Annotated in this window: 22 protein-coding genes and 1 other annotated feature; of the genes, 9 read left to right on the forward strand and 13 right to left on the reverse strand. The window is 53.2% G+C overall.

Going from position 1 to position 21,366, the window contains the following annotated elements; translation table 11 throughout:
* Positions 1-276 precede the first annotated feature (276 nt).
* The 3 genes from clpB to rluD all read right to left on the reverse strand — a co-directional run bounded on the left by clpB (position 277) and on the right by rluD (position 4,687).
* Positions 277-2,850 carry an ATP-dependent chaperone ClpB gene (clpB, locus tag NMC31_RS21575; protein ID WP_253899041.1) on the reverse strand — a complete coding sequence of 858 codons (2,574 nt, stop codon included), beginning with the start codon at positions 2,848-2,850 and terminating at the stop codon, positions 277-279.
* Positions 2,851-2,978: 128 nt separating this feature from the next.
* Positions 2,979-3,710: a purine nucleoside phosphorylase YfiH gene (gene yfiH, locus NMC31_RS21580; RefSeq protein WP_253899042.1), complete on the reverse strand. Its 732-nt coding sequence runs from the start codon at positions 3,708-3,710 to the stop codon at positions 2,979-2,981.
* Entirely contained in the window at positions 3,707-4,687 is a 981-nt protein-coding gene (rluD, locus tag NMC31_RS21585) for a 23S rRNA pseudouridine(1911/1915/1917) synthase RluD (protein WP_253899043.1), read from the reverse strand. The genes yfiH and rluD overlap by 4 nt, the downstream gene beginning before the upstream one ends.
* Before the next feature lie 131 nt (positions 4,688-4,818).
* Between rluD and bamD the strand changes: the two genes are divergently transcribed.
* The 4 genes from bamD (at position 4,819) to pheA (ending at position 7,594) form a co-directional block, all read left to right on the forward strand.
* Positions 4,819-5,562: an outer membrane protein assembly factor BamD gene (gene bamD / locus NMC31_RS21590; protein ID WP_149461735.1), complete on the forward strand. Its 744-nt coding sequence runs from the start codon at positions 4,819-4,821 to the stop codon at positions 5,560-5,562.
* 268 nt (positions 5,563-5,830) lie between these two features.
* Positions 5,831-6,169, forward strand: a complete 339-nt coding sequence (gene raiA, locus NMC31_RS21595) for a ribosome-associated translation inhibitor RaiA (RefSeq protein WP_015963370.1) — start codon at positions 5,831-5,833, stop codon at positions 6,167-6,169.
* Positions 6,170-6,276: 107 nt separating this feature from the next.
* Positions 6,277-6,402: a sequence feature (Phe leader region), on the forward strand.
* Entirely contained in the window at positions 6,278-6,325 is a 48-nt protein-coding gene (pheL, locus tag NMC31_RS21600) for a pheA operon leader peptide PheL (protein WP_199538682.1), read from the forward strand. (Overlaps the previous feature by 48 nt.)
* Before the next feature lie 31 nt (positions 6,403-6,433).
* A complete protein-coding gene (pheA, locus tag NMC31_RS21605; protein WP_015963369.1) occupies positions 6,434-7,594 on the forward strand; it encodes a bifunctional chorismate mutase/prephenate dehydratase in 1,161 nt (386 codons plus the stop codon).
* On the opposite strand, the gene NMC31_RS21610 is transcribed toward pheA, so the two are convergent.
* From NMC31_RS21610 to aroF, 3 genes are all read right to left on the reverse strand, one after another.
* A complete protein-coding gene (locus tag NMC31_RS21610) occupies positions 7,591-8,463 on the reverse strand; it encodes an SMP-30/gluconolactonase/LRE family protein (protein WP_253899044.1) in 873 nt (290 codons plus the stop codon). The two genes, pheA and NMC31_RS21610, sit on opposite strands and share 4 nt — an antisense overlap.
* Before the next feature lie 89 nt (positions 8,464-8,552).
* A complete protein-coding gene (tyrA, locus tag NMC31_RS21615) occupies positions 8,553-9,674 on the reverse strand; it encodes a bifunctional chorismate mutase/prephenate dehydrogenase (RefSeq protein ID WP_253899045.1) in 1,122 nt (373 codons plus the stop codon).
* 9 nt (positions 9,675-9,683) lie between these two features.
* A complete protein-coding gene (aroF, locus tag NMC31_RS21620) occupies positions 9,684-10,754 on the reverse strand; it encodes a 3-deoxy-7-phosphoheptulonate synthase AroF (protein ID WP_149461732.1) in 1,071 nt (356 codons plus the stop codon).
* A 472-nt stretch (positions 10,755-11,226) separates the two neighbouring features.
* On the opposite strand from aroF, the gene yfiR reads away from it, so the two are divergent.
* Genes yfiR through NMC31_RS21635 form a run of 3 tightly spaced genes read left to right on the forward strand, consistent with a single transcriptional unit; the run spans position 11,227 to position 13,472 of the window.
* Entirely contained in the window at positions 11,227-11,760 is a 534-nt protein-coding gene (gene yfiR, locus NMC31_RS21625; protein ID WP_495553254.1) for a regulatory sequestration protein YfiR, read from the forward strand.
* The gene (dgcN, locus tag NMC31_RS21630) at positions 11,753-12,973 is read left to right on the forward strand and encodes a diguanylate cyclase DgcN/YfiN (RefSeq protein WP_253899047.1); all 1,221 of its coding nucleotides are present in this window, start codon (positions 11,753-11,755) and stop codon (positions 12,971-12,973) included. Before yfiR ends, dgcN begins: the two co-directional genes overlap by 8 nt.
* Positions 12,974-12,989: 16 nt before the next feature.
* Positions 12,990-13,472 (forward strand): OmpA family protein, encoded by a 483-nt coding sequence (locus NMC31_RS21635; RefSeq protein ID WP_253899048.1) that lies wholly within the window; start codon positions 12,990-12,992, stop codon positions 13,470-13,472.
* 3 nt (positions 13,473-13,475) lie between these two features.
* Here the strand turns inward: NMC31_RS21635 and NMC31_RS21640 are convergent, their stop codons facing one another.
* From NMC31_RS21640 to ffh, 7 genes are all read right to left on the reverse strand, one after another.
* Positions 13,476-14,846: a PepSY-associated TM helix domain-containing protein gene (locus tag NMC31_RS21640; RefSeq protein WP_253899049.1), complete on the reverse strand. Its 1,371-nt coding sequence runs from the start codon at positions 14,844-14,846 to the stop codon at positions 13,476-13,478.
* Positions 14,847-14,903: 57 nt separating this feature from the next.
* Positions 14,904-15,302 carry a DUF2946 domain-containing protein gene (locus NMC31_RS21645; RefSeq protein WP_253899050.1) on the reverse strand — a complete coding sequence of 133 codons (399 nt, stop codon included), beginning with the start codon at positions 15,300-15,302 and terminating at the stop codon, positions 14,904-14,906.
* A 132-nt stretch (positions 15,303-15,434) separates the two neighbouring features.
* Positions 15,435-15,782 (reverse strand): 50S ribosomal protein L19, encoded by a 348-nt coding sequence (gene rplS, locus NMC31_RS21650; protein WP_002914145.1) that lies wholly within the window; start codon positions 15,780-15,782, stop codon positions 15,435-15,437.
* 44 nt (positions 15,783-15,826) lie between these two features.
* Positions 15,827-16,594 (reverse strand): tRNA (guanosine(37)-N1)-methyltransferase TrmD, encoded by a 768-nt coding sequence (gene trmD / locus NMC31_RS21655; RefSeq protein ID WP_015963360.1) that lies wholly within the window; start codon positions 16,592-16,594, stop codon positions 15,827-15,829.
* A gap of 30 nt (positions 16,595-16,624) precedes the next feature.
* Positions 16,625-17,173 carry a ribosome maturation factor RimM gene (rimM, locus tag NMC31_RS21660; RefSeq protein WP_253899060.1) on the reverse strand — a complete coding sequence of 183 codons (549 nt, stop codon included), beginning with the start codon at positions 17,171-17,173 and terminating at the stop codon, positions 16,625-16,627.
* Between the two features lie 18 nt (positions 17,174-17,191).
* On the reverse strand, positions 17,192-17,440 hold the full coding sequence (gene rpsP, locus NMC31_RS21665) for a 30S ribosomal protein S16 (RefSeq protein WP_041686193.1): 249 nt from the start codon (positions 17,438-17,440) through the stop codon (positions 17,192-17,194).
* Between the two features lie 230 nt (positions 17,441-17,670).
* Positions 17,671-19,032 carry a signal recognition particle protein gene (gene ffh, locus NMC31_RS21670; protein ID WP_149461727.1) on the reverse strand — a complete coding sequence of 454 codons (1,362 nt, stop codon included), beginning with the start codon at positions 19,030-19,032 and terminating at the stop codon, positions 17,671-17,673.
* 213 nt (positions 19,033-19,245) lie between these two features.
* On the opposite strand from ffh, the gene NMC31_RS21675 reads away from it, so the two are divergent.
* Positions 19,246-20,037, forward strand: a complete 792-nt coding sequence (locus tag NMC31_RS21675) for a cytochrome C assembly family protein (RefSeq protein WP_149461726.1) — start codon at positions 19,246-19,248, stop codon at positions 20,035-20,037.
* 20 nt (positions 20,038-20,057) lie between these two features.
* Positions 20,058-21,344, forward strand: a complete 1,287-nt coding sequence (locus NMC31_RS21680; protein ID WP_149461725.1) for an HlyC/CorC family transporter — start codon at positions 20,058-20,060, stop codon at positions 21,342-21,344.
* Positions 21,345-21,366 lie beyond the last annotated feature (22 nt).

Raw genomic sequence — 21,366 nt, forward strand, 5'->3', positions numbered from 1 at the left:
AAGAGCAGTGCCGCTTCGCTTTTTCTCAGCGGCGCGGGGTGTGCATAATACGCCATCCCGCTACAGAGTCAAGGTTTATTTTCACTCTGTTGACCCGGCGGCATGTTGGCCGTTGTTCCGTGTCAGTGGGGGCGCATTATAGGGAGTAATTGAGATCTCGCAAGCATAAAATACAAAAAACTTCTCAATCGCTCACTTTTCATTCAATTTACTTATTCTTCCCTGGTTTATAAACAAAAACGAGCCCCTGAGGGCCCGTTTTTGCATTTTTGTGACTTACTGCACTGCCACAATATGATCGTCTTTAACGTCCAGACGTATCGTTTTCCCAGGAACCAGCTCACCGGATAAGATTTGCTGCGCCAGCGGGTTTTCAATTTGCTGCTGAATAGCGCGTTTCAACGGACGCGCGCCATATACCGGGTCATAACCGTTTTTACTCAACAGATGCAGCGCCTCATCGGAGATCTGCGTTTCATAACCGCGCTCTTCCAGACGTTTGTACAGACGTTGCAGCTGAATCTGTGCAATTGAGGCTATGTGTGCTTCACCCAGCGGATGGAACACAACCACTTCATCAATACGGTTGATGAATTCCGGACGGAAGCTCTGACTGACCACGCCCAGCACCAGATCTTTCATATGACCGTAATCCAGCTCACCAAAGCGTTCCTGAATCAGATCAGAACCCAGGTTAGAGGTCATAATCACTACCGTATTACGGAAGTCGACCGTCCTCCCCTGCCCGTCGGTCAGACGACCATCGTCCAGCACCTGCAGCAGAATGTTAAACACATCCGGGTGCGCTTTCTCTACTTCATCCAGCAGGATGACTGAGTATGGGCGACGGCGTACGGCTTCGGTCAGATAGCCGCCTTCTTCATAACCGACATATCCCGGAGGCGCACCAACCAGACGAGACACGGAGTGTTTCTCCATAAACTCGGACATATCGATACGCACCATCGCATCATCGCTATCGAACATAAAGTTCGCCAGCGCCTTACACAGCTCCGTTTTACCAACACCGGTTGGCCCCAGGAACAGGAACGAACCGATTGGACGGTTAGGATCGGAGAGCCCGGCACGGCTACGGCGAATCGCGTTCGATACCGCTTCCACCGCTTCGTTCTGACCAATCACCCGGCTATGCAGGTCTTGCTCCATACGCAGCAGTTTTTCGCGCTCGCCTTCCAGCATGCGCGCAACCGGGATCCCGGTCCAGCGTGCCAACACTTCGGCGATTTCCGCATCCGTTACACGGTTACGCAGCAGACGCATAGTTTTACCTTCGGACTGGGTCGCCGCCGCCAGCTGTTTCTCCAGTTCCGGAATTTTACCGTACTGCAGTTCAGACATCCGCCCCAGGTCACCCACGCGGCGCGCCTGCTCAATGGCGATTTTCGCCTGCTCAAGCTCTGCTTTAATCGTCTGCGTACCGGAAAGCGAAGCTTTCTCTGCCTTCCACTCTTCTTCTAATACTGAATACTGGCGTTCTTTGTCTTCAAGCTCATCATTCAGCATGTCGAGACGTTTCAGGCTGGCTTCGTCAGACTCTTTCTTCAGCGCCTGCTGTTCCAGTTTCAACTGAATGATACGGCGATCGAGGCGGTCGAGTTCTTCCGGCTTCGAGTCAATCTGCATACGAATGCTGGACGCCGCTTCATCAATCAGGTCAATCGCTTTATCCGGCAACTGACGGTCGGCAATATAACGATGGGAAAGCGTTGCCGCCGCGACAATAGCCGGGTCGGTGATTTGCACGTGGTGATGCAGCTCATAACGTTCTTTCAGGCCACGCAGGATCGCGATGGTATCTTCAACGGACGGTTCTGCCACAAACACTTTCTGGAAACGACGTTCCAGCGCCGCATCTTTTTCAATGTACTGGCGATATTCATCAAGGGTGGTCGCGCCCACGCAGTGCAGTTCACCACGGGCCAGCGCCGGTTTCAGCATGTTCCCGGCGTCCATTGCGCCATCGGCTTTACCTGCGCCCACCATGGTGTGCAGCTCATCGATAAACAGAATGACGTTGCCTTCCTGTTTCGACAGATCGTTCAGCACGCCTTTCAGACGTTCTTCAAACTCACCGCGATATTTCGCCCCGGCCACCAGCGCGCCCATATCCAGCGCCAGTACGCGGCGGCCTTTCAGCCCTTCCGGCACTTCACCATTCACGATACGCTGCGCCAGCCCTTCGACGATGGCTGTTTTACCAACGCCAGGTTCACCAATCAGCACCGGGTTATTTTTAGTACGACGTTGCAGCACCTGAATGGTGCGGCGAATTTCTTCATCACGACCGATGACCGGGTCAAGCTTGCCCTGCTCGGCACGCTCGGTCAGGTCGACGGTATATTTTTTCAATGCCTGACGTTGGTCTTCGGCATTTTGATCGTTCACGCTCTCCCCTCCGCGCATCTGTTGAATCGCCTGAGTAATGTTGGCGGTCGTCGCCCCTGCAGATTTCAGCAGGTCGGCCAGTGAGCCGCGAGACTCAAGCGCGGCCAGAACAAACAGTTCTGACGAAATAAAGTTGTCGCCCTGTTTTTGCGCCAGTTTGTCGCAAAGATTCAGCACACGCACCAGATCCTGCGAAGGCTGGACGTCGCCGCCGGTGCCTTCCACCTGCGGTAATCGGCTTAATGCCTGATCGATAGCCGTGCGAAGCTGGCCCGCATTAATGCCGGCAGTGGTTAACAAAGGACGAATCGAACCCCCTTCCTGATTCAGTAAGGCGCTCATTAAATGAAGTGGTTCGATAAACTGGTTGTCGTGCCCCAGTGCGAGAGACTGGGCATCGGCGAGAGCAAGCTGGAATTTGTTAGTAAGACGATCCAGACGCATAATTCCTCCCATAACAGGTCAATTTTGCTACTGGAGATTAAATGAGGTCATCCCTCAATTATTCAAGGTTAATGACCTGTTTAATGCGAAAAATAAGTCAGCCTTCTGGATCGTCTTGATTCTTTAGGTTATATCAGCCAAATGAAACTTGCCATACGACCTGTAGTACGGTCACGACGATATGAGAAAAAATCATCGTTTTGGCTGAAGGTACAGCGGTCACCGCCGTAGATGCGCTGCACACCGACATTACCCAGACGCTGACGCGCCAGTAGATAAATATCAGCATAGTACTTTTCGCCCGCCGCGCGAAACGCGGCAGTTGCCTGAAGGTCTTTCGCCATAAAGGCGTCACGCACTTCCGGCCCCACTTCAAACGCCGTTGGGCCAATCGCCGGGCCAAGCCACGCCATGATATTTTCTGGGCGATCGTTAAAGCAGGCAACGGTTTCTTCCAGCACGCCTTCACACAGCCCGCGCCAGCCTGCATGCGCCGCAGCCACTTCTGTTCCGTCGAGATTACAGAACAGTACCGGAAGACAATCGGCGGTCATCACCGCACAAACGGTGCCCGGCGTATTGCTGTATGAGGCATCGGCACGTTTTGATTCATACGGCCCGCCGCTTAAGCGCAGTACATCTTTACCGTGAACCTGTTCAAGCCAGACGGGATTAGCTGGTAAGCCGCCCGCTGCAAACAAGCGGCGGCGATTCTCTTCGACATCGTCTGGATTATCACCGCAATGCGCGCCCAGATTCAGCGAATCGTAAGGCGCTTGACTCACACCGCCTTTACGGGTGGAACTACAGGATGCCACGCGCTTCGGCTGCGGCCACTGCGGGATAATCAATGATGTCATAACCAGTCCACATCGTCCTTATGTTCTTCAAAATCGGCGCGCATCGCGTCGATAAGATCGACCATATCCTGCGGAATTGGCGCATGCCATTCCATTTCAATACCGGTGATTGGATGATAAAGGCGCAGCATGGTGGCATGCAGTGCCTGACGATCAAATTTACGCAGCGCGGAGATGAACTCATCCGACGCGCCTTTTGGTGGACGCGGACGCCCGCCGTAAACCTGATCGCCCACCAGCGGGTGCGTGATATGGGCCATGTGCACGCGGATCTGGTGCGTACGTCCTGTTTCAAGACGCAGCCGCAGACGCGTGTGCACACGGAAGTGTTCCATGATGCGATAGTGCGTGACCGCGGGTTTACCCATCGGATGCACCGCCATATGCGTACGTTTGGTTGGGTGACGGCTAATCGGCTCTTCAACCGTACCGCCCGCTGTCATGTGACCAATCGCCACCGCTTCATATTCACGGGTGATTTCACGCAGTTGCAGCGATTCCACCAGACGCGTTTGCGCCGGAACGGTTTTCGCCACAACCATCAGGCCCGTGGTGTCTTTATCCAGACGATGGACAATACCCGCACGCGGCACATCGGCAATCGGCGGATAATAATGCAGCAGCGCGTTAAGCACTGTGCCATCCGGATTACCGGCACCAGGGTGCACCACCAGGTCACGCGGTTTGTTGATGACAATAATGTCATCGTCTTCATAGACGATGTTCAGTGGAATATCCTGAGGTTCAAAACGGATATCTTCGTCAATCTCCGCGTTGATGGCGACGGTCTCGCCCCCCAACACTTTTTCTTTCGGTTTGTCGCAAATTTGACCATTAACCTGCACGCGCTGGTCAAGAATCCATTCTTTTATGCGAGATCGCGAATAATCAGGGAACAATTCGGCCAAAGCTTGATCTAAGCGTTGACCAAGTTGGTTTTCGGAGACCGTTGCGGTGAGTTCTACTCGTTGTGCCATATACAGCTTCTTCGTTAACGTTGGGTTTTTACGGCTTTGCCGTTTAATATAGTGTGCTATTGTAGCTGGTCTTAACCGGGAGCAGGAACAGAGAATCTCCCGTAAAACATTTTGAGGAAAGTCAAAACGTCATGACGCGCATGAAATATCTGGTGGCAGCCGCCACGTTGAGCCTGTTTTTGGCGGGTTGCTCGGGTTCAAAGGAAGAAGTACCTGATAATCCGCCAAATGAGATTTACGCGACCGCTCAACAAAAGTTGCAGGACGGTAACTGGAAACAAGCGATAACGCAACTGGAAGCGTTGGATAACCGTTATCCGTTTGGTCCGTACTCTCAGCAGGTACAGCTGGATCTGATCTACGCGTACTATAAAAATGCCGATCTTCCACTGGCTCAGGCGGCCATCGACCGTTTTATTCGTCTTAACCCGACGCACCCAAACATTGATTATGTCATGTATATGCGTGGCCTGACCAACATGGCGCTGGATGACAGTGCACTGCAAGGCTTCTTCGGGGTTGACCGCTCTGACCGCGATCCGCAGCACGCGCGTGACGCCTTCAATGACTTCTCTAAACTGGTTCGCGGCTATCCGAACAGCCAGTACGTCACGGATGCGAACAAACGTCTGGTGTTCCTGAAAGATCGCCTGGCCAAGTACGAGCTGTCGGTCGTTGATTACTACACTGACCGTGGCGCATGGGTTGCCGTGGTAAACCGCGTTGAAAACATGCTGCGCGATTTCCCGGATACACAGGCCACTCGCGATGCGCTACCGAAAATGGAAAACGCGTACCGTCAGATGCAAATGACGGCGCAGGCTGACAAAGTCGCGAAAATCATTGCGGCAAACAGCAGCAGCACGCAATCCTGATTTCGAACGCAAGCAAAACGGCAGCCCTCGGGCTGCCGTTTTTTTATCCGTTTCACCTGCCCGCTGAACCGCTTTAGCGGCAAGTCATCTCATCAAATATGACCGCCTTTTTCCCTTTCGACAAGGAAAAGATCGCCTGTTCCTGCCCTGCCTCACAAAACAGTTTCCTTGACAAAAAGTGACAAAAAAACGTGATTTAAATCACACATTTTGACATTAGGAAAGGTATGCTGGAATCACCAAGACGGAAAGACAAGAGGTAAAATTTATGACAATGAACATTACCAGCAAACAAATGGAAATTACTCCGGCCATCCGCCAACATGTCGCAGACCGTCTAGCCAAATTAGAAAAATGGCAAACTCATATTATTAACCCGCACATCATCCTGTCCAAGGAGCCGCAGGGTTTTATCGCTGACGCTACCATGAACACGCCGAACGGGCTTCTGGTTGCCAGCGCCAAGCATGAAGATATGTATGCTGCAATCAACGAATTGATCAACAAGCTGGAACGGCAGCTCAATAAGGTGCAACACAAAGGGGAAGCCCGTCGCGCCACAACATCGGTGAAAGACGCAAGCTTCGAAGAAGTTGAAGAAGAGTAAAACTGAACTTTGAGTGTATCGCCAACGCGCCTTCGGGCGCGTTTTTTATTGACAGAAGGAAAACGGAGCAGGTACTGTTACCTGACACACTGTAAGGAATCATCATTCGTGAAATCTGTTCTGTTTTTCTTCGCATTCTTTTTTACCTTCCCCTGAACGGGAGGCGTTTCGTCGTAAGATAAAGAATGCGAAGACGAACAATAAGGCCTCCCACTCCGGGGGGCCTTTTTTATTGGCAAGATTGATAACAATAAAGGCACAACTATGACAGCGGAAAACCCGTTACTGGCTCTGCGCGACAAGATAAGCGCGCTGGATGAAAAATTACTGACGCTGCTGGCCGAGCGTCGTGGTCTGGCAGTGGAAGTCGGCAAAGCGAAGCTGGCCTCCCATCGCCCGGTTCGCGACATTGACCGCGAGCGTGACCTGCTGGAACGTCTGATTGCGCTGGGTAAAACGCACCATCTTGACGCTCACTACATCACCCGCCTGTTCCAGCTTATCATCGAAGATTCCGTCCTCACGCAGCAGGCGTTGCTTCAGCAGCATCTTAATAAAATCAATCCGCACTCTGCGCGTATCGCCTTCCTGGGGCCAAAGGGCTCTTATTCACACCTTGCAGCGCGCCAGTATGCCGCACGCCATTTCGAGCAATTTATTGAAAGCGGCTGCGCGAAATTTGCCGATATCTTTAATCATGTGGAAACGGGCCAGGCTGATTACGCCGTGGTGCCGATTGAAAACACCAGCTCAGGTGCCATTAACGACGTCTACGATCTGCTGCAACACACCAGCCTCTCAATCGTGGGTGAAATGACGATCGTTATCGATCACTGCGTACTGGTATCCGGATCGACGGATCTCGACACTATCGACACGGTCTACAGCCATCCGCAGCCGTTCCAGCAGTGCAGCAAATTCCTTGCCCGCTACCCGCACTGGAAAATTGAGTACACCGAAAGTACCTCGGCAGCGATGGAGAAAGTGGCGCAGGCCAATTCACCGCGTGTGGCTGCGCTAGGCAGCGAAGCCGGCGGCGCGCTGCACGGCTTGCAGGTTCTGGAACGTATTGAAGCCAATCAGACGCAAAACATTACCCGCTTCATCGTGCTGGCGCGTAAAGCGATTGATGTCTCAGACCAGGTTCCGGCAAAAACCACATTGCTGATGGCGACTGGTCAACAGGCGGGCGCACTGGTAGAAGCACTGCTGGTGCTGCGCAACCATCACCTGATCATGACCAAACTGGAATCCCGCCCGATTCATGGCAACCCGTGGGAAGAGATGTTTTATCTCGATATTCAGGCCAACCTGGAATCGGAATCGATGCAAAAAGCGCTCAAGGAGCTGGGCAAAATTACCCGCTCCATGAAAGTGCTGGGCTGTTATCCGAGCGAGAACGTCGTTCCGGTTGATCCAGCTTAACGCTCAATAAACGGTAACTTCTTCATTCCTGCCACGCTGACGGGCAGGGTGAAGATGGCACCGGAAAGGGGATACTGCGCCACTTCTTCCGCCGACATGTTTTCCCGCGTGGTGGTAATAAAAAGCGTGCGCATATCTGGCCCGCCAAAACAGACCATGGTTGGGCAGCGCACCGGCATTCGGTACTCTTCCAGTTGTTCACCCTGCGGGGAAAAACGCGCAATACGCCAGCCATCAAACAGCGCACTCCAGTAACAGCCTTCTTCATCGACCGCCGCGCCGTCCGGAATCCCCTCCCCGGCCGCAAATAGATGAAAGATTTCACGCCTACCCGGTTCGCCGTCGTCATCAAGCGGCGTCCGATATATCACCGCGTTCGGCGTATCCGAGGTGTACATCCAGCGTTTATCCGCGCTGAACGCCAGGCCATTGGCACCGTGGATATCACACTGCACCACTTTTGGCGTCAAATCATTTGCGATTCGTACCAGCAACGCGCCGTTGTAATCGCCCGGCCCCCAGAATGTCCCGGCGTAGAAACGGCCGTCCCGGTCCGTACCGCCGTCATTGAAGCGGGCCAGCGCCGGGTTGCTGGGGTTATCGCAAATTTTGCGCACCAGCAGACCATGCTTATCCGCCAGCCAGATGGCGCTGCGTAGCGCCACAATAAACCCACCCTTTTCGCGCAATGCGAAACAGCCGACCTCTTCAGGAAACTGCAAAACCTGATGCTCGCCGCTTTGCGGATGATAGCGATGGATTTCGTATTCCAGGATATCGGCCCAGTATAGCGCCTGTTCCGACTCGCTCCAGGTGGGGCATTCCGGCAGGTGTCCGGCATAATCAAATAACGGTTGTGGCTCAGTCATGCGTCTCATCCCTATAAAAAAGCCAGCGGGTTCCCCCTCTGGCTTTTAAGTATATACAGAATTTATTGCCGCTATGTGTGACGACGCTCTTAGGCGCGACTGTCGTTGGCCTGGCGCAGCAAGGTGCGACTTTCACTCTGGAAGCGCTGTGCGTAATCACCAAACCAGTGCTCCACTTTGCGGAAGCTGTCGATAAATGCCTGTTTATCATTCTGCTCCAGCAGGCTGATGGCCTCACCAAAACGTTGGTAGTAACGCTTAATCAGCGCCAGATTATTGCCGGAAGACATAATAATGTCGGCGTAAAGCTGCGGATCCTGGGCAAACAGTCGGCCAACCATCGCCAGTTCCAGGCGATAGATAGGCGAAGAGAGAGCCAGCAACTGTTCCAGCTGCACATTCTCTTCCGCCAGATGCAGGCCGTAAGCAAAGGTCGCGAAGTGGCGCAGCGCCTGAATAAGGGCCATGTTCTGATCATGCTCGACAGCGCTGATGCGATGCAGACGCGCCCCCCAAACCTGAATTTGCTCAAGGAACCACTGGTACGCTTCCGGCTGACGCCCGTCACAGTACACCACCACCTGTTTCGCCAGGCTGCCGCTGTCTGGCCCGAACATCGGGTGTAGACCGACAACCGGGCCCGGATGCGCTTCCAGCATCGCCTGTAACGGCCCGGCTTTCACCGACGCCAGGTCAACCAGAATGCAGTCGGCAGGCAACGGCGGCAGCTTCGCGATGATCTGCTCGGTGACATGAATCGGCACGCTGACGATCACCATACCCGCACCGGCAACAATCTCCTGTGCGCGCGACCAGTCGTCGCGTTCGAGAATGCGAACCTGGTAGCCGGAAAGATTAAGCATTTTTTCAAACAAACGCCCCATCTGCCCGCCACCGCCGACGATAACGACAGGGCGCAGCTCAGGATGCAGCGTTTTGAAGCCTTTGTCGTTTTCGCTGGAGTACGACTCACGCATCACGCGACGCAGGACATCTTCAATCAAATCGGGCGGAACGCCAATCGATGCGGCCTCTTCCCGACGCGAGGCAAGCATCGTCGCTTCACGCTCGGGAACATAAATCGGCAGGCCATATTTGCTTTTGACCTCGCCAACTTCAGCCACCAGTTCAAGGCGACGTGCCAGTAAACCCAGCAACGCCTTATCCACTTCATCAATTTGATCGCGCAGCGCGGTCAGTTCAGCAACCATACAATCCTCTTACGCCAGTCGTGCTGCCAGATGGCCACGTAAATCCTTGTCTAACTCACGCAGCAGCGCATCGGTGGTTTCCCAACTGATGCAGGCATCGGTCACCGAAACGCCGTACTTCATATCACCGCGCGGCTGTTCAGAAGACTGATTGCCTTCGTGAATGTTGCTTTCAATCATCAGGCCGATAATCGAACGGTTACCGTCTTTGATCTGAGCGACAACGGATTCCGCCACCGCAGGCTGACGGCGGTAGTCTTTATTGGAATTACCATGGCTGCAATCTACCATCAGCGACGGTTTCAGTCCCGCCTGTTCCATCTCTTTTTCGCACTGGGCAACATCTTCTGGCCCGTAGTTCGGCGATTTACCGCCGCGCAGAATCACATGACCATCCGGGTTACCCTGCGTTTGCAGTAAGCAAACCTGGCCGGCCTGATTGATCCCCACAAAACGGTGCGGCATGGCAGCCGCGCGCATGGCGTTAATCGCGGTCGCCAGTGAGCCATCGGTGCCGTTTTTAAAGCCTACCGGCATAGAAAGACCCGAGGCCATTTCACGGTGAGTTTGTGATTCGGTGGTACGCGCACCGATTGCAGACCAGCTAAACAGATCGCCCAGGTATTGCGGGCTGTTCGGGTCCAGCGCTTCTGTTGCCAGCGGCAGGCCCATGTTAACCAGTTCCACCAACAGACGACGCGCAATTTTCAGGCCGCCTTCCACATCAAACGAGCCGTCCATGTGCGGATCGTTGATCAGACCTTTCCAGCCAACGGTCGTACGTGGTTTTTCAAAATAGACGCGCATCACCAGGTAGAGGCTATCGCTGACCTCCTCGGCAAGGCTTTTAAATCGACGAGCATATTCGATGGCCGTTTCAGGGCAGTGAATCGAGCACGGGCCACAGACAACCAGCAGACGAGGATCGCGCCCGGCGATGATGTCAGAGATGGTTTTACGTGACTGCGCGATTTGCGCTTCCTGTTCAGCACTCAGCGGGAATTCCGCTTTCAGTTGTTCTGGGGTAATCAGAATTTGTTCATCGGTAATATGTACGTTATTCAGCGCGTCTTTTTGCATGGTGGCTTACCTGTATAGCTCGTTTGCGATAGTGGTTTCCTCGGTGAGGTGAAATAACAATATCATAAAAAGTAAAGATTTCAATCCAAATTACGTAAATATTAGTTTACACCAACCTATCTCAGGCAAATTTAAACGCTTCAAACTGTAAATATATCATTACAACCAACACCCACTGATGTTAACCCTCTGATAACCGCGATCGCGGCGATAACTGGCTCACCCGCATGCCATGTCTGCTTAACATCTCTGTAATTGCAAACTGAGTGCCTGAAAAATCAATTAACTAAGAGATATCCTTACTTTTAATATATTTATTTCCAGGCATGTGATCGCCACCAAATCATTCATCTGAGATTTAACTTAACTAATACGTAATCCATTTCACGATCTAATGACGGGTCAGGTGAAAAATGATAGTCTGCACTGAGATATTATGGACGCAAAAATCAAAGCTTTACGGCGGATTCCGATGAGCAACCCGGTCTTAAAACTTTTATACCCGCTTTTGCTGGTATTGATATTTTTTTCTCTTAGTAGATCTCTTTTTGCCGCTGCACTAACTGATAGAGAGAAATCGGTGCGTTCAATGGTTTCCGGTATCATTAGTTACACCCGCTGGCCGCAGCCTGTGCAGCCGCCAACGCTCTGCATTTTTAGCACCGCACGTTATCGCGATGCGCTGAGCACAGCTGAAGGGCCGCCCGTTACCTATCACCCGGTAATGGTGCATTCCCGCCAGGATGTTCTTAGCGCTGGCTGTGCTGCTGTCTATTTTGGCTCGGAATCACCTGAACAACAGGTGGAATTACAAAATATGCTTAACGCGAGGCCAACATTATTAATTTCCGAACAAAACGCCGAATGTCGTATTGGCAGTTCCTTCTGTCTGCTATTCAATACCGATAAAGTGACATTCGCTGTAAACCTCGATTCCCTTTCTCGTAGCGGTGTCAGGGTCAATCCGGATGTTTTGATGCTCGCACGGAATAAGAATCATGAATAAGGACTATTCAACCCCACCGCGCCCAACGTTTAAGCGCACGCTACGGCGTATTAGCGTCACCAACGTATTTATTACCATGACGCTGATTTGGCTACTATTGTGCGCCGCATCCATTGTGACGCTGAAGCAGTACGCGCAGAAAAATCTTGAGCTGACCGGTTCGACCATGAGCCATAGCCTCGAAGCCGCACTGGTCTTTAAGGACAATACCGCCGCCAATGAAACACTGACGATGCTGGGCAAGCAGGGGCATTTCGCCACTGCGGAAGTGGTAAGCACCGACAATAAGCGCTTTGCGTACTGGCACTACAATGCGTCTGCAAAGCGGGACGCGCTGAACAGATTAGTCAGCCAATGGTTATTCCCTTTACCTGTCACGCAGCCCATCATTTACAACGGTCAGACCATTGGTGAGTTACGCTTAACGGCCCGCGACAGTTTGATCAGCCATTTTATCTGGTTATCCCTTGGCGTTCTGACCGCCTGTATCGTCTTTGCATCGGCGGTCGCCCTGCTTATAACGCGCCATCTGCACGAAGGCGTCGTCACCGCCCTGCAAAGCATTACCGATGTGGTACATGATGTGCGCACAAATCGTAACTTCTCTCGCCGCGTCAGCGCCGAACGCATTGATGAATTTCACCGTTTCGCTCTCGATTTCAACAGCCTGCTGGACGAAATGGAGGAGTGGCAGCTCAAGCTACAGGCCAAAAATGCCCAGCTCCTGCGCACCGCGCTGCATGATGCGCTGACCGGTCTGCCCAACCGCGCAGCGTTTCGTAGCCGCATTGCCTCGCTGATGGATAACCCGCAGATGAAAGCCAGCTCGGCGCTACTGTTCCTCGATGGCGACAACTTTAAACGCATCAATGATACCTGGGGCCACGCCGCAGGCGATTGCGTGTTGATCGACGCGGCGAAGCGGTTGATGGAGTTCAGCGGGAATCGCCATGCGGCGTATCGTCTGGGCGGCGATGAGTTTGCGGTTATTTTATCGGGTGTGAACAGCGAAGATGAAGTCCAGCGGATCTGCGCCGCGCTGTCGCAGCAGTTCATTCGCCCCTTTGATTTACGCAATGGGCATTATGTGCCGCTGTCACTGAGCGTCGGCTATGCCTTAACGTGGGAACATAATTCCGTCGAAGATTTACAGGAACTTGCCGATAAGAACATGTATGTCATGAAAAATCAGCGTTCCAAAAACTCATTATGAGAAGCAAGGAAAGAGAATGTTAAAGCGTTACATCGTCGCCGCGTTGCTATCGACCACTCTGCTGGCAGGCTGCCAGGCCCCGCAGGGGAAATTTACGCCAGAGCAGGTTGCCGCCATGAAATCATACGGTTTTAGCGAAACCAATGGAGACTGGTCACTCGGCCTCTCTGATACCATTCTGTTCGACAAAAACGATTTCCACCTGCGTGCTGATAGCCAGCAGCAAATTCACACCATGGCCGCACGCCTGGCATCAACCGGGATCACGCATTTGCGCATGGACGGACACACGGATAACTACGGGGAAGCGAGCTATAACGAAGCCCTTTCCCTGAAACGCGCCAACGCCGTCGCCGATAGCTGGGCAGAAGGCGCGCGCATCCCGCGCAGCAACCTGACCACACAGGGGCTGGGGCAGAAATACCCGGTTGCCAGCAATAAAACCTCGCAAGGGCGCGCCGAAAACCGCCGCGTCGCGGTGGTGATCAGCGCCCCTTAAGGTTTATTGTACTGGCTGCGTTTGCGTCGCTCCCTGATGACTCCTCCAGCGCAGCCAGTCAATGACCACAAACAGCAACAGACTCACGCCCATCACCGGTAGCGCGAACCCAAACAGGACAGCAACCCCCAACGTCATAAGGCGACCGACCCAGGATAACGCCAGCCAGCTCTGAGACAAGGTCTGAAGCGGATCTGCTACTGCCTGCGCCGGACGCTTGATCCACCAGAGTCGATATCCCATCAGGATTGCCACGCACAGCGCCAACCCGAAAGCGATCAACAGCAGTTGGTTAGGCAAACCCAATAAAATCCCCATATGGAAATCGACACCCCAGCGGGTCAGCTTCGCCATCAGTGGGAAATCAGCAAAACGCGTGCGGTCAAGGATCGCAAGCGATGTGCCATCTACCGCAACGGCATCCACCTGGGTCGGCCAACGACGGTCAATTTCCGTTACCGTCCAGGCGCGATCCTCACTGCGCGGCGGGCGAATCTCCAGTAAAGACGCATCAATACCCGCTCGCTGTGCCGCAGCCAGTACGGAATCAAACTTTTCTCCGGCGATAACCGGCGGCGACATGCCAGGCATTGCTGCCATATGGCCTTTATGCTCCGCATGCGGGTCTGCCATTTCCTTTTTGCCGTGCAGCTGCGTATTCACCTGCGGCGTCATCCAGCCGAATGCCGCGCGCATTTTATCGACGTTGCCACCCGCCCACTGTGACCAGGTCAGCCCGGTTACGGAGAAGAGCAGCATCCCCGCCAGCAGTAGCCAGCCAAGCGTGACGTGCACACGACGCGTGTTCTGGAAGCGGTTATTAACACGGCGTTTTGGTCGGGTAACGGCCCACAGCGCAATACCGCCCAGCGCCGCCACCCACATCCATGATGCCGCCAGCTCGCTGTAGAGTCGCCCCACATCACCCAACAGTAATGAACGGTGGGCGTAATCAATCCACTGACGCAGCGGCAATATACCGCTGGTGCCGTAGACGGTCATATCGCCCGTGACGGCCAGCGTCACCGGGTCGATGAAAATGGCACGGCTTTCAGACTCGCCGAGCGAAGGTTCGGCGAACATCACTCGGGTGGTTTCCCCGGCAGTCAACGCCGGACGAACCGCATGCAGACGAAGTTCACCACCGGAGGCCTGCTGCGCAACCGCGATTTGATCGGCAAGCGGAAGTCGCTCGGTGCTCATCGTGCCGTGCAGTGCGTGCTGGTAGAGCCTATTTTCCAGCTGTGGCGTAGCGACATACAACGTGCCGGTTAACGCCGCCACGAAGATAAACGGCCCAACACACAGACCAATAAAAAAATGCAGGCGACGCAGCAGGTGTACCCATGCCGCCCGTGAGGTGCAGGTTGTCATACTTTTCCTTAATGCAGACGAAAAGAGTCGTGGCGCATTGACGCCATTTATTATTTTTTAACAGGGAAAAGCAGACAGGCCTGGCGGCGCGCGGGTATCAGGAAAGAGCCAGGGGAAATAGTGCCAGTGTTTAACCGCAGGCCGCGCCAGCCTGACACGGCAGCGCAACAGCAGCCCACACAGCAAAATAACCAGCGTCAGAATCAGCCCCGGCACATGCGCCAGTAAAACGCAGTAGCCGCAGGCTTCGGCATGGTCGACTGGCATACTCTGGGAAGAGGAGTGATGCTCTGCATCCATACTCATTGCATGGTGCATTCCAGGCATCGCGCTCATCGGATCTTTTTGCAGCGACACGGAGATAAGCGGGGCCACGATAATCAACGCAATAGCGAACAACGCGAACCAGGCCGCGTGCCGTTTTAGCGCTACACCATGAAACCGATTGCTGCTCACAATACCCTCCGATAAGGAGCGTGTATTGTAAATGAATTATCTCAAAACAGTTAACACGGAGTGCCAGACGCGAAAAAAAAGGGCCAGCCTTTCGGCCAGCCCTTTTCTAACAGGATGTCGCTTACGCGAATCTTAGTTAAGACGCTCTTTGATACGAGCAGACTTACCAGTACGTTCACGCAGGTAGTACAGTTTAGCTTTACGCACAGCACCACGACGTTTAACAGCAATGCTGTCAACAACCGGAGAGTGAGTCTGGAAGACACGCTCAACGCCTTCGCCGTTGGAAATTTTGCGAACAGTGAATGCAGAGTGCAGACCGCGGTTACGAATAGCGATAACCACGCCCTCGAATGCCTGCAGACGTTTTTTGGAACCTTCAACAACCCATACTTTCACTTCCACGGTATCACCCGGACGGAAGGAAGGTACGTCCTGCTTCATCTGTTCTTGTTCAAGTTGCTTAATAATGTTGCTCATAATTTAATCTCTTATCCTGGGTAAACTGATATATCGGGCGCGTATTACGCTTGCCCATCATGTTTATGTTGCTGTTGTGCGTGCTCCTTTTGGAACTCCGCCAGCAACCTTGCTTGCTCTTCAGTCAGAGCCAGGTTTTCCAGAAGTTCAGGTCTTCTAAGCCAGGAGCGGCCCAGCGACTGTTTCAAACGCCAGCGACGTATCTCGGCATGGTTCCCCGACAGCAATACTGGCGGTACTTCCATTCCTTCTAACACTTCAGGACGCGTATAGTGGGGGCAATCCAGCAACCCGTCAGCAAAGGAATCTTCCGTTGCCGATGCTTCGTGACCCAGTACACCCGGAATGAACCGGGAAACAGAGTCAATCAGCGTCATTGCCGGTAACTCACCACCGCTGAGAACGTAATCGCCGATTGACCATTCTTCATCAATTTCGGTCTGAATCACGCGCTCATCAATACCTTCGTAGCGACCACACACCAGAATCAGTTTCTGATTCGTTGCCAGTTCGCTGACGCCTGCTTGATCAAGCTTGCGTCCCTGAGGTGACAGATAAATCACCTTTGCGCCTTCACCTGCCGCGGCTTTTGCTGCATTGATGGCATCCCGTAAAGGTTGCACCATCATTAACATCCCCGGTCCGCCGCCGTAAGGACGATCGTCCACGGTACGGTGCCGGTCATGCGTGAAGTCACGAGGACTCCAGCTCTGGATGCTCAGCAGGCCATTTTTAACTGCCCGGCCAGTTACCCCGTAATCGGTAATTGCGCGGAACATTTCAGGAAACAGGCTAATTATGCCAATCCACATAGCGCCGTCTTTTACCGTTTATCCGGTGGTTTAAAAACCAGGATCCCAATCTACTTCAATTGAACGAGTAGTGAGATCGACTTTCTTGATAACCTGCCCATCGAGGAACGGTACGAGACGTTCCTTGATACCAAACGCATCTTTCAGGTTTGCCTTAATGACGAGAACGTCATTCGAACCGGTTTCCATCATATCGATGACTTTACCGAGATCGTAACCTTCGGTTGTGACTACCTGGCAGCCCATCAGGTCTTTCCAGTAGTAATCACCCTCTTCCAGTTTCGGCAACTGCGATGAATCGACGATAATTTCGCAATTAGTCAGCAGATTCGCAGTATCGCGATCATCAACGCCTTTCAGCTTAATGATGATGTCCTGATTGTGGTGGCGCCAGCTTTCCAGCTCAACAACCTGCCACTGACCCGCCTTCTGGATTAACCAGGGCTGATAGTCAAAAATGCTTTCGGCGTCTTCGGTGGAGGAAAACACTCTGAGCCAACCACGGATACCGTAGGAAGAACCCATTTTGCCCAATACGATGGGATCAACAGGTGCCTGTGCGGTGAGTTGCTTGCTCATCATGACCACCGTGACAGATTAAGCTGCTTTTTTAGCTTCTTTGATCAGCGCAGATACGCGATCAGAGATAGTTGCGCCCTGGCCAACCCAGTGCTCAATGCGATCCAGATCCAGGCGAGTGCCTTCTTCTTTTTCGCTAGCGATCGGGTTGAAGAAACCAACGCGCTCGATGAAGCGACCGTTACGTGCATTACGGCTGTCAGTCACAACAACCTGGTAGAACGGACGCTTTTTAGCGCCGTGACGAGCTAAACGAATAGTTACCATAACATCCTCTTGTGTGAATAGAACAACCGGGCCCCATCGAGGGAAGGGGCCCGGTGTCATATTAAAAGCCCGAAAATTTTACTCATTTTTGGGCAAAAATCAATTCAAAACTACAATACGCTAGATAATTCGAGTTGCAGGAAGGCGGCAAGTTAGCAAATCCCCGTGAGCGTACATTAGTACGTGACCGGGGTGAGCGAACGCATCTGCGGCTCGAATTATGACGCGTATTAGCGGCCTGGGAAGCCTGGGGGCATCATCCCTTTCATCCCGCGCATCATCTTCGCCATGCCGCCTTTCTTCATTTTCTTCATCATGCGCTGCATGTCGTCGAACTGTTTCAGAAGGCGGTTGACGTCCTGAACCTGCATGCCGCAACCTGCAGCAATACGGCGTTTGCGGGAACCTTTAATGATTTCCGGCTTCGCGCGCTCTTTCAGGGTCATGGAGTTGATGATGGCTTCCATACGCACCAGCACTTTGTCATCCATCTGCGCTTTTACGTTGTCAGGGATCTGGCCCATGCCCGGCAGTTTGCCCATCAGGCTGGCCATGCCGCCCATGTTTTTCATCTGACGCAGCTGTTCCAGGAAGTCGGTCAGGTCGAAGCCATCGCCTTTTTTCAGTTTGGAGGCCAGTTTCTCAGCCTGCGCGCGGTCAACCTTGCTTTCGATATCTTCGATAAGCGACAGCACGTCGCCCATGCCGAGAATACGGGAAGCGATACGATCCGGGTGGAACGGCTCCAGCGCTTCGGTTTTCTCGCCGACACCGAGGAATTTAATCGGTTTGCCGGTGATGTGACGAATAGAGAGCGCCGCACCGCCACGAGCGTCACCGTCGACTTTGGTCAGTACCACGCCGGTCAGCGGCAGCGCTTCGTTGAAGGCCTTCGCGGTATTTGCGGCATCCTGACCGGTCATGGCATCGACAACAAACAGGGTTTCAACCGGATTAATCGCGGCATGCACCTGTTTGATTTCGTCCATCATCGCTTCGTCTACGTGCAAACGACCGGCGGTATCCACCAGCAGCACGTCGTAGAATTTCAGCTTCGCTTCTTTCAGTGCGCCATTAACAATGTCGATAGGTTTCTGGCCGACATCAGACGGGAAGAAATCCACACCAACCTGTTCAGCAAGCGTTTCAAGCTGTTTGATCGCCGCCGGGCGATAAACGTCGGCAGACACCACCAGCACTTTCTTTTTGTGCTTCTCGCGCAGGAATTTACCGAGCTTACCGACGCTGGTTGTTTTACCGGCCCCCTGCAAACCCGCCATCAGCACTACAGCTGGCGGCTGTGCGGCCAGATTCAGCGTCTGGTTCTCTTCACCCATCGCCGAAACCAGTTCGTTACGGACGATTTTGACGAACTCCTGACCCGGCGTCAGGCTTTTGTTAACTTCATGACCAACCGCTTTCTCTTTTACGCGGTTGATAAACTCACGCACCACCGGCAACGCGACGTCAGCTTCCAGCAGCGCCATGCGCACTTCGCGCAGCGTCTCTTTAACGTTGTCTTCGGTGAGGCGGCCACGGCCACTGATGTTACGCAGCGTCTGTGACAAACGATCGGTTAAATTATCAAACATTGTCTCTCGCCTAAGGTGGAAACGGTTGGTCGCTGTGCGACACAAAATTAGAAATTTGCCGGAGTATAACACGACAGCGCCCGAGTTGTGATGCCGCGGTTTAGCGCAAAGCGCCCGATGTTTTACCCAACGCCCCGCGCCTTGATACAACTCGATTGATTTTGCGTATATACTGCCCTTCTTACACTCTATTGACGATTGCCGACACACTCTATGCCCGTTTTTGCCCTGCTCGCGCTTGTCGCCTACTCCATCAGCCTGGCGCTGATCATCCCCGGTTTGCTGCAAAAAAACAGCGGCTGGCGGCGTATGGCTATTCTTTCTGCCGTTATCGCGCTGATCTGCCACGCTTTCGCGCTGGAAGCACGCATTTTACCCGGCGGCGAGAATGGTCAAAATCTGAGCCTGCTCAATGTGGGTTCGCTGGTCAGTCTGATGATTTGTACGGTGATGACAATTGTCGCCTCACGCAATCGTGGCTGGCTGCTATTGCCGATTGTGTACGCTTTTGCGTTAATTAATCTGGCGTTTGCGACCTTTGTCCCAAATGAATACATCACCCATCTGGAGGCCACGCCGGGCATGATGGTGCATATCGGCCTGTCGCTGTTTGCCTATGCGACGCTGATTATCGCCGCGCTCTACGCCCTTCAACTCGCGTGGATTGACTACCAGTTGAAAAACAAAAAGCTGGCCTTCAGCCACGAAATGCCGCCGCTGATGAGCATTGAACGTAAAATGTTTCATATCACGCAGGTAGGCGTGGTGTTGCTTACACTGACCCTGTGCACCGGCCTGTTTTACATGCATAACCTCTTTAGCATGGAAAACATCGACAAAGCCGTGCTCTCTATCGTGGCCTGGTTTGTCTACATCGTGCTGCTGTGGGGCCACTATCATGAAGGATGGCGTGGACGCCGCGTCGTGTGGTTTAACGTCGCTGGTGCGGGCATTCTGACCATGGCCTATTTCGGTAGCCGGGTCATTCAACAGCTTGTCGGCTAGACACAACTAAGGAACACCTTTTGGAACATATCTCCACCACCACACTGATCGTCACACTGATCATTATGGTGGTCATCTCCGCCTATTTCTCCGGTTCGGAGACAGGCATGATGACGCTCAACCGCTATCGTCTGCGCCATCTTGCCAAGCAAGGCAATCGCCAGGCGAAGCGCGTTGAAAAACTGCTGCGTAAACCAGATCGCTTAATTAGCCTGGTGCTTATTGGCAATAACCTGGTCAACATTCTGGCCTCCGCGCTGGGCACCATTGTCGGGATGCGTCTTTATGGCGATGCGGGCGTGGCGATTGCCACCGGTGTCCTGACTTTTGTGGTACTGGTATTTGCTGAAGTATTGCCAAAAACCATTGCCGCGCTCTACCCGGAGAAAGTGGCCTACCCCAGCAGTGTCCTGCTCGCCCCGTTACAAATTCTGATGATGCCGCTGGTGTGGCTGCTCAATATGATCACCCGCCTGCTGATGCGCATGATGGGGATAAAAACCGACACCGTGATGAGCAGCTCGTTGAGCAAAGATGAACTGCGTACTCTGGTGAATGAATCACGATCGCAAATCTCGCGCCGCAATCAGGACATGTTGCTGTCGGTACTGGATCTCGAAAAAGTGAGCGTCGATGACATTATGGTGCCGCGCAATGAAATCGTCGGTATCGACATCAACGATGACTGGAAGTCGATTGTTCGTCAGCTCACCCATTCTCCACACGGACGCATCGTGCTGTATCGCGACTCGCTGGACGATGCCATCAGCATGCTGCGCGTGCGCGAAGCCTGGCGCTTAATGCAGGAGAAAAAAGAGTTCACTAAAGAGGTGATGCTGCGCGCCGCCGATGAAATTTACTATGTGCCGGAAGGCACGCCGCTCAGCGTTCAACTGGTAAAATTCCAGCGTAATAAAAAGAAAGTCGGCCTGGTGGTTGATGAATATGGCGATATTCAGGGGCTGGTAACGGTCGAAGATATTCTCGAAGAGATTGTCGGCGACTTCACCACATCGATGTCCCCCACCCTGGCGGAAGAAGTGACGCCGCAGAATGACGGCTCGGTCATCATTGAAGGCAGCGCCAACGTCCGTGAACTCAACAAAGCCTTTAACTGGCATATGCCGGAAGACGAAGCGCGTACCATTAATGGCATGATCCTCGAAGCGCTGGAAGAGATCCCGGCGGCCGGTACTCGCGTGCGCATTGACCAGTACGATATTGATATTCTCGACGTACAGGACAACATGATCAAACAGGTCAAGGTAATGCCAGTGAAGCCCTTGCGAGAGAGCGTGCAGTCCTGATAACACTAAAACGGCCCCTCGG

The organism is Pseudocitrobacter vendiensis (genome assembly GCF_943590815.1).
Lineage (GTDB): Bacteria > Pseudomonadota > Gammaproteobacteria > Enterobacterales > Enterobacteriaceae > Pseudocitrobacter > Pseudocitrobacter vendiensis.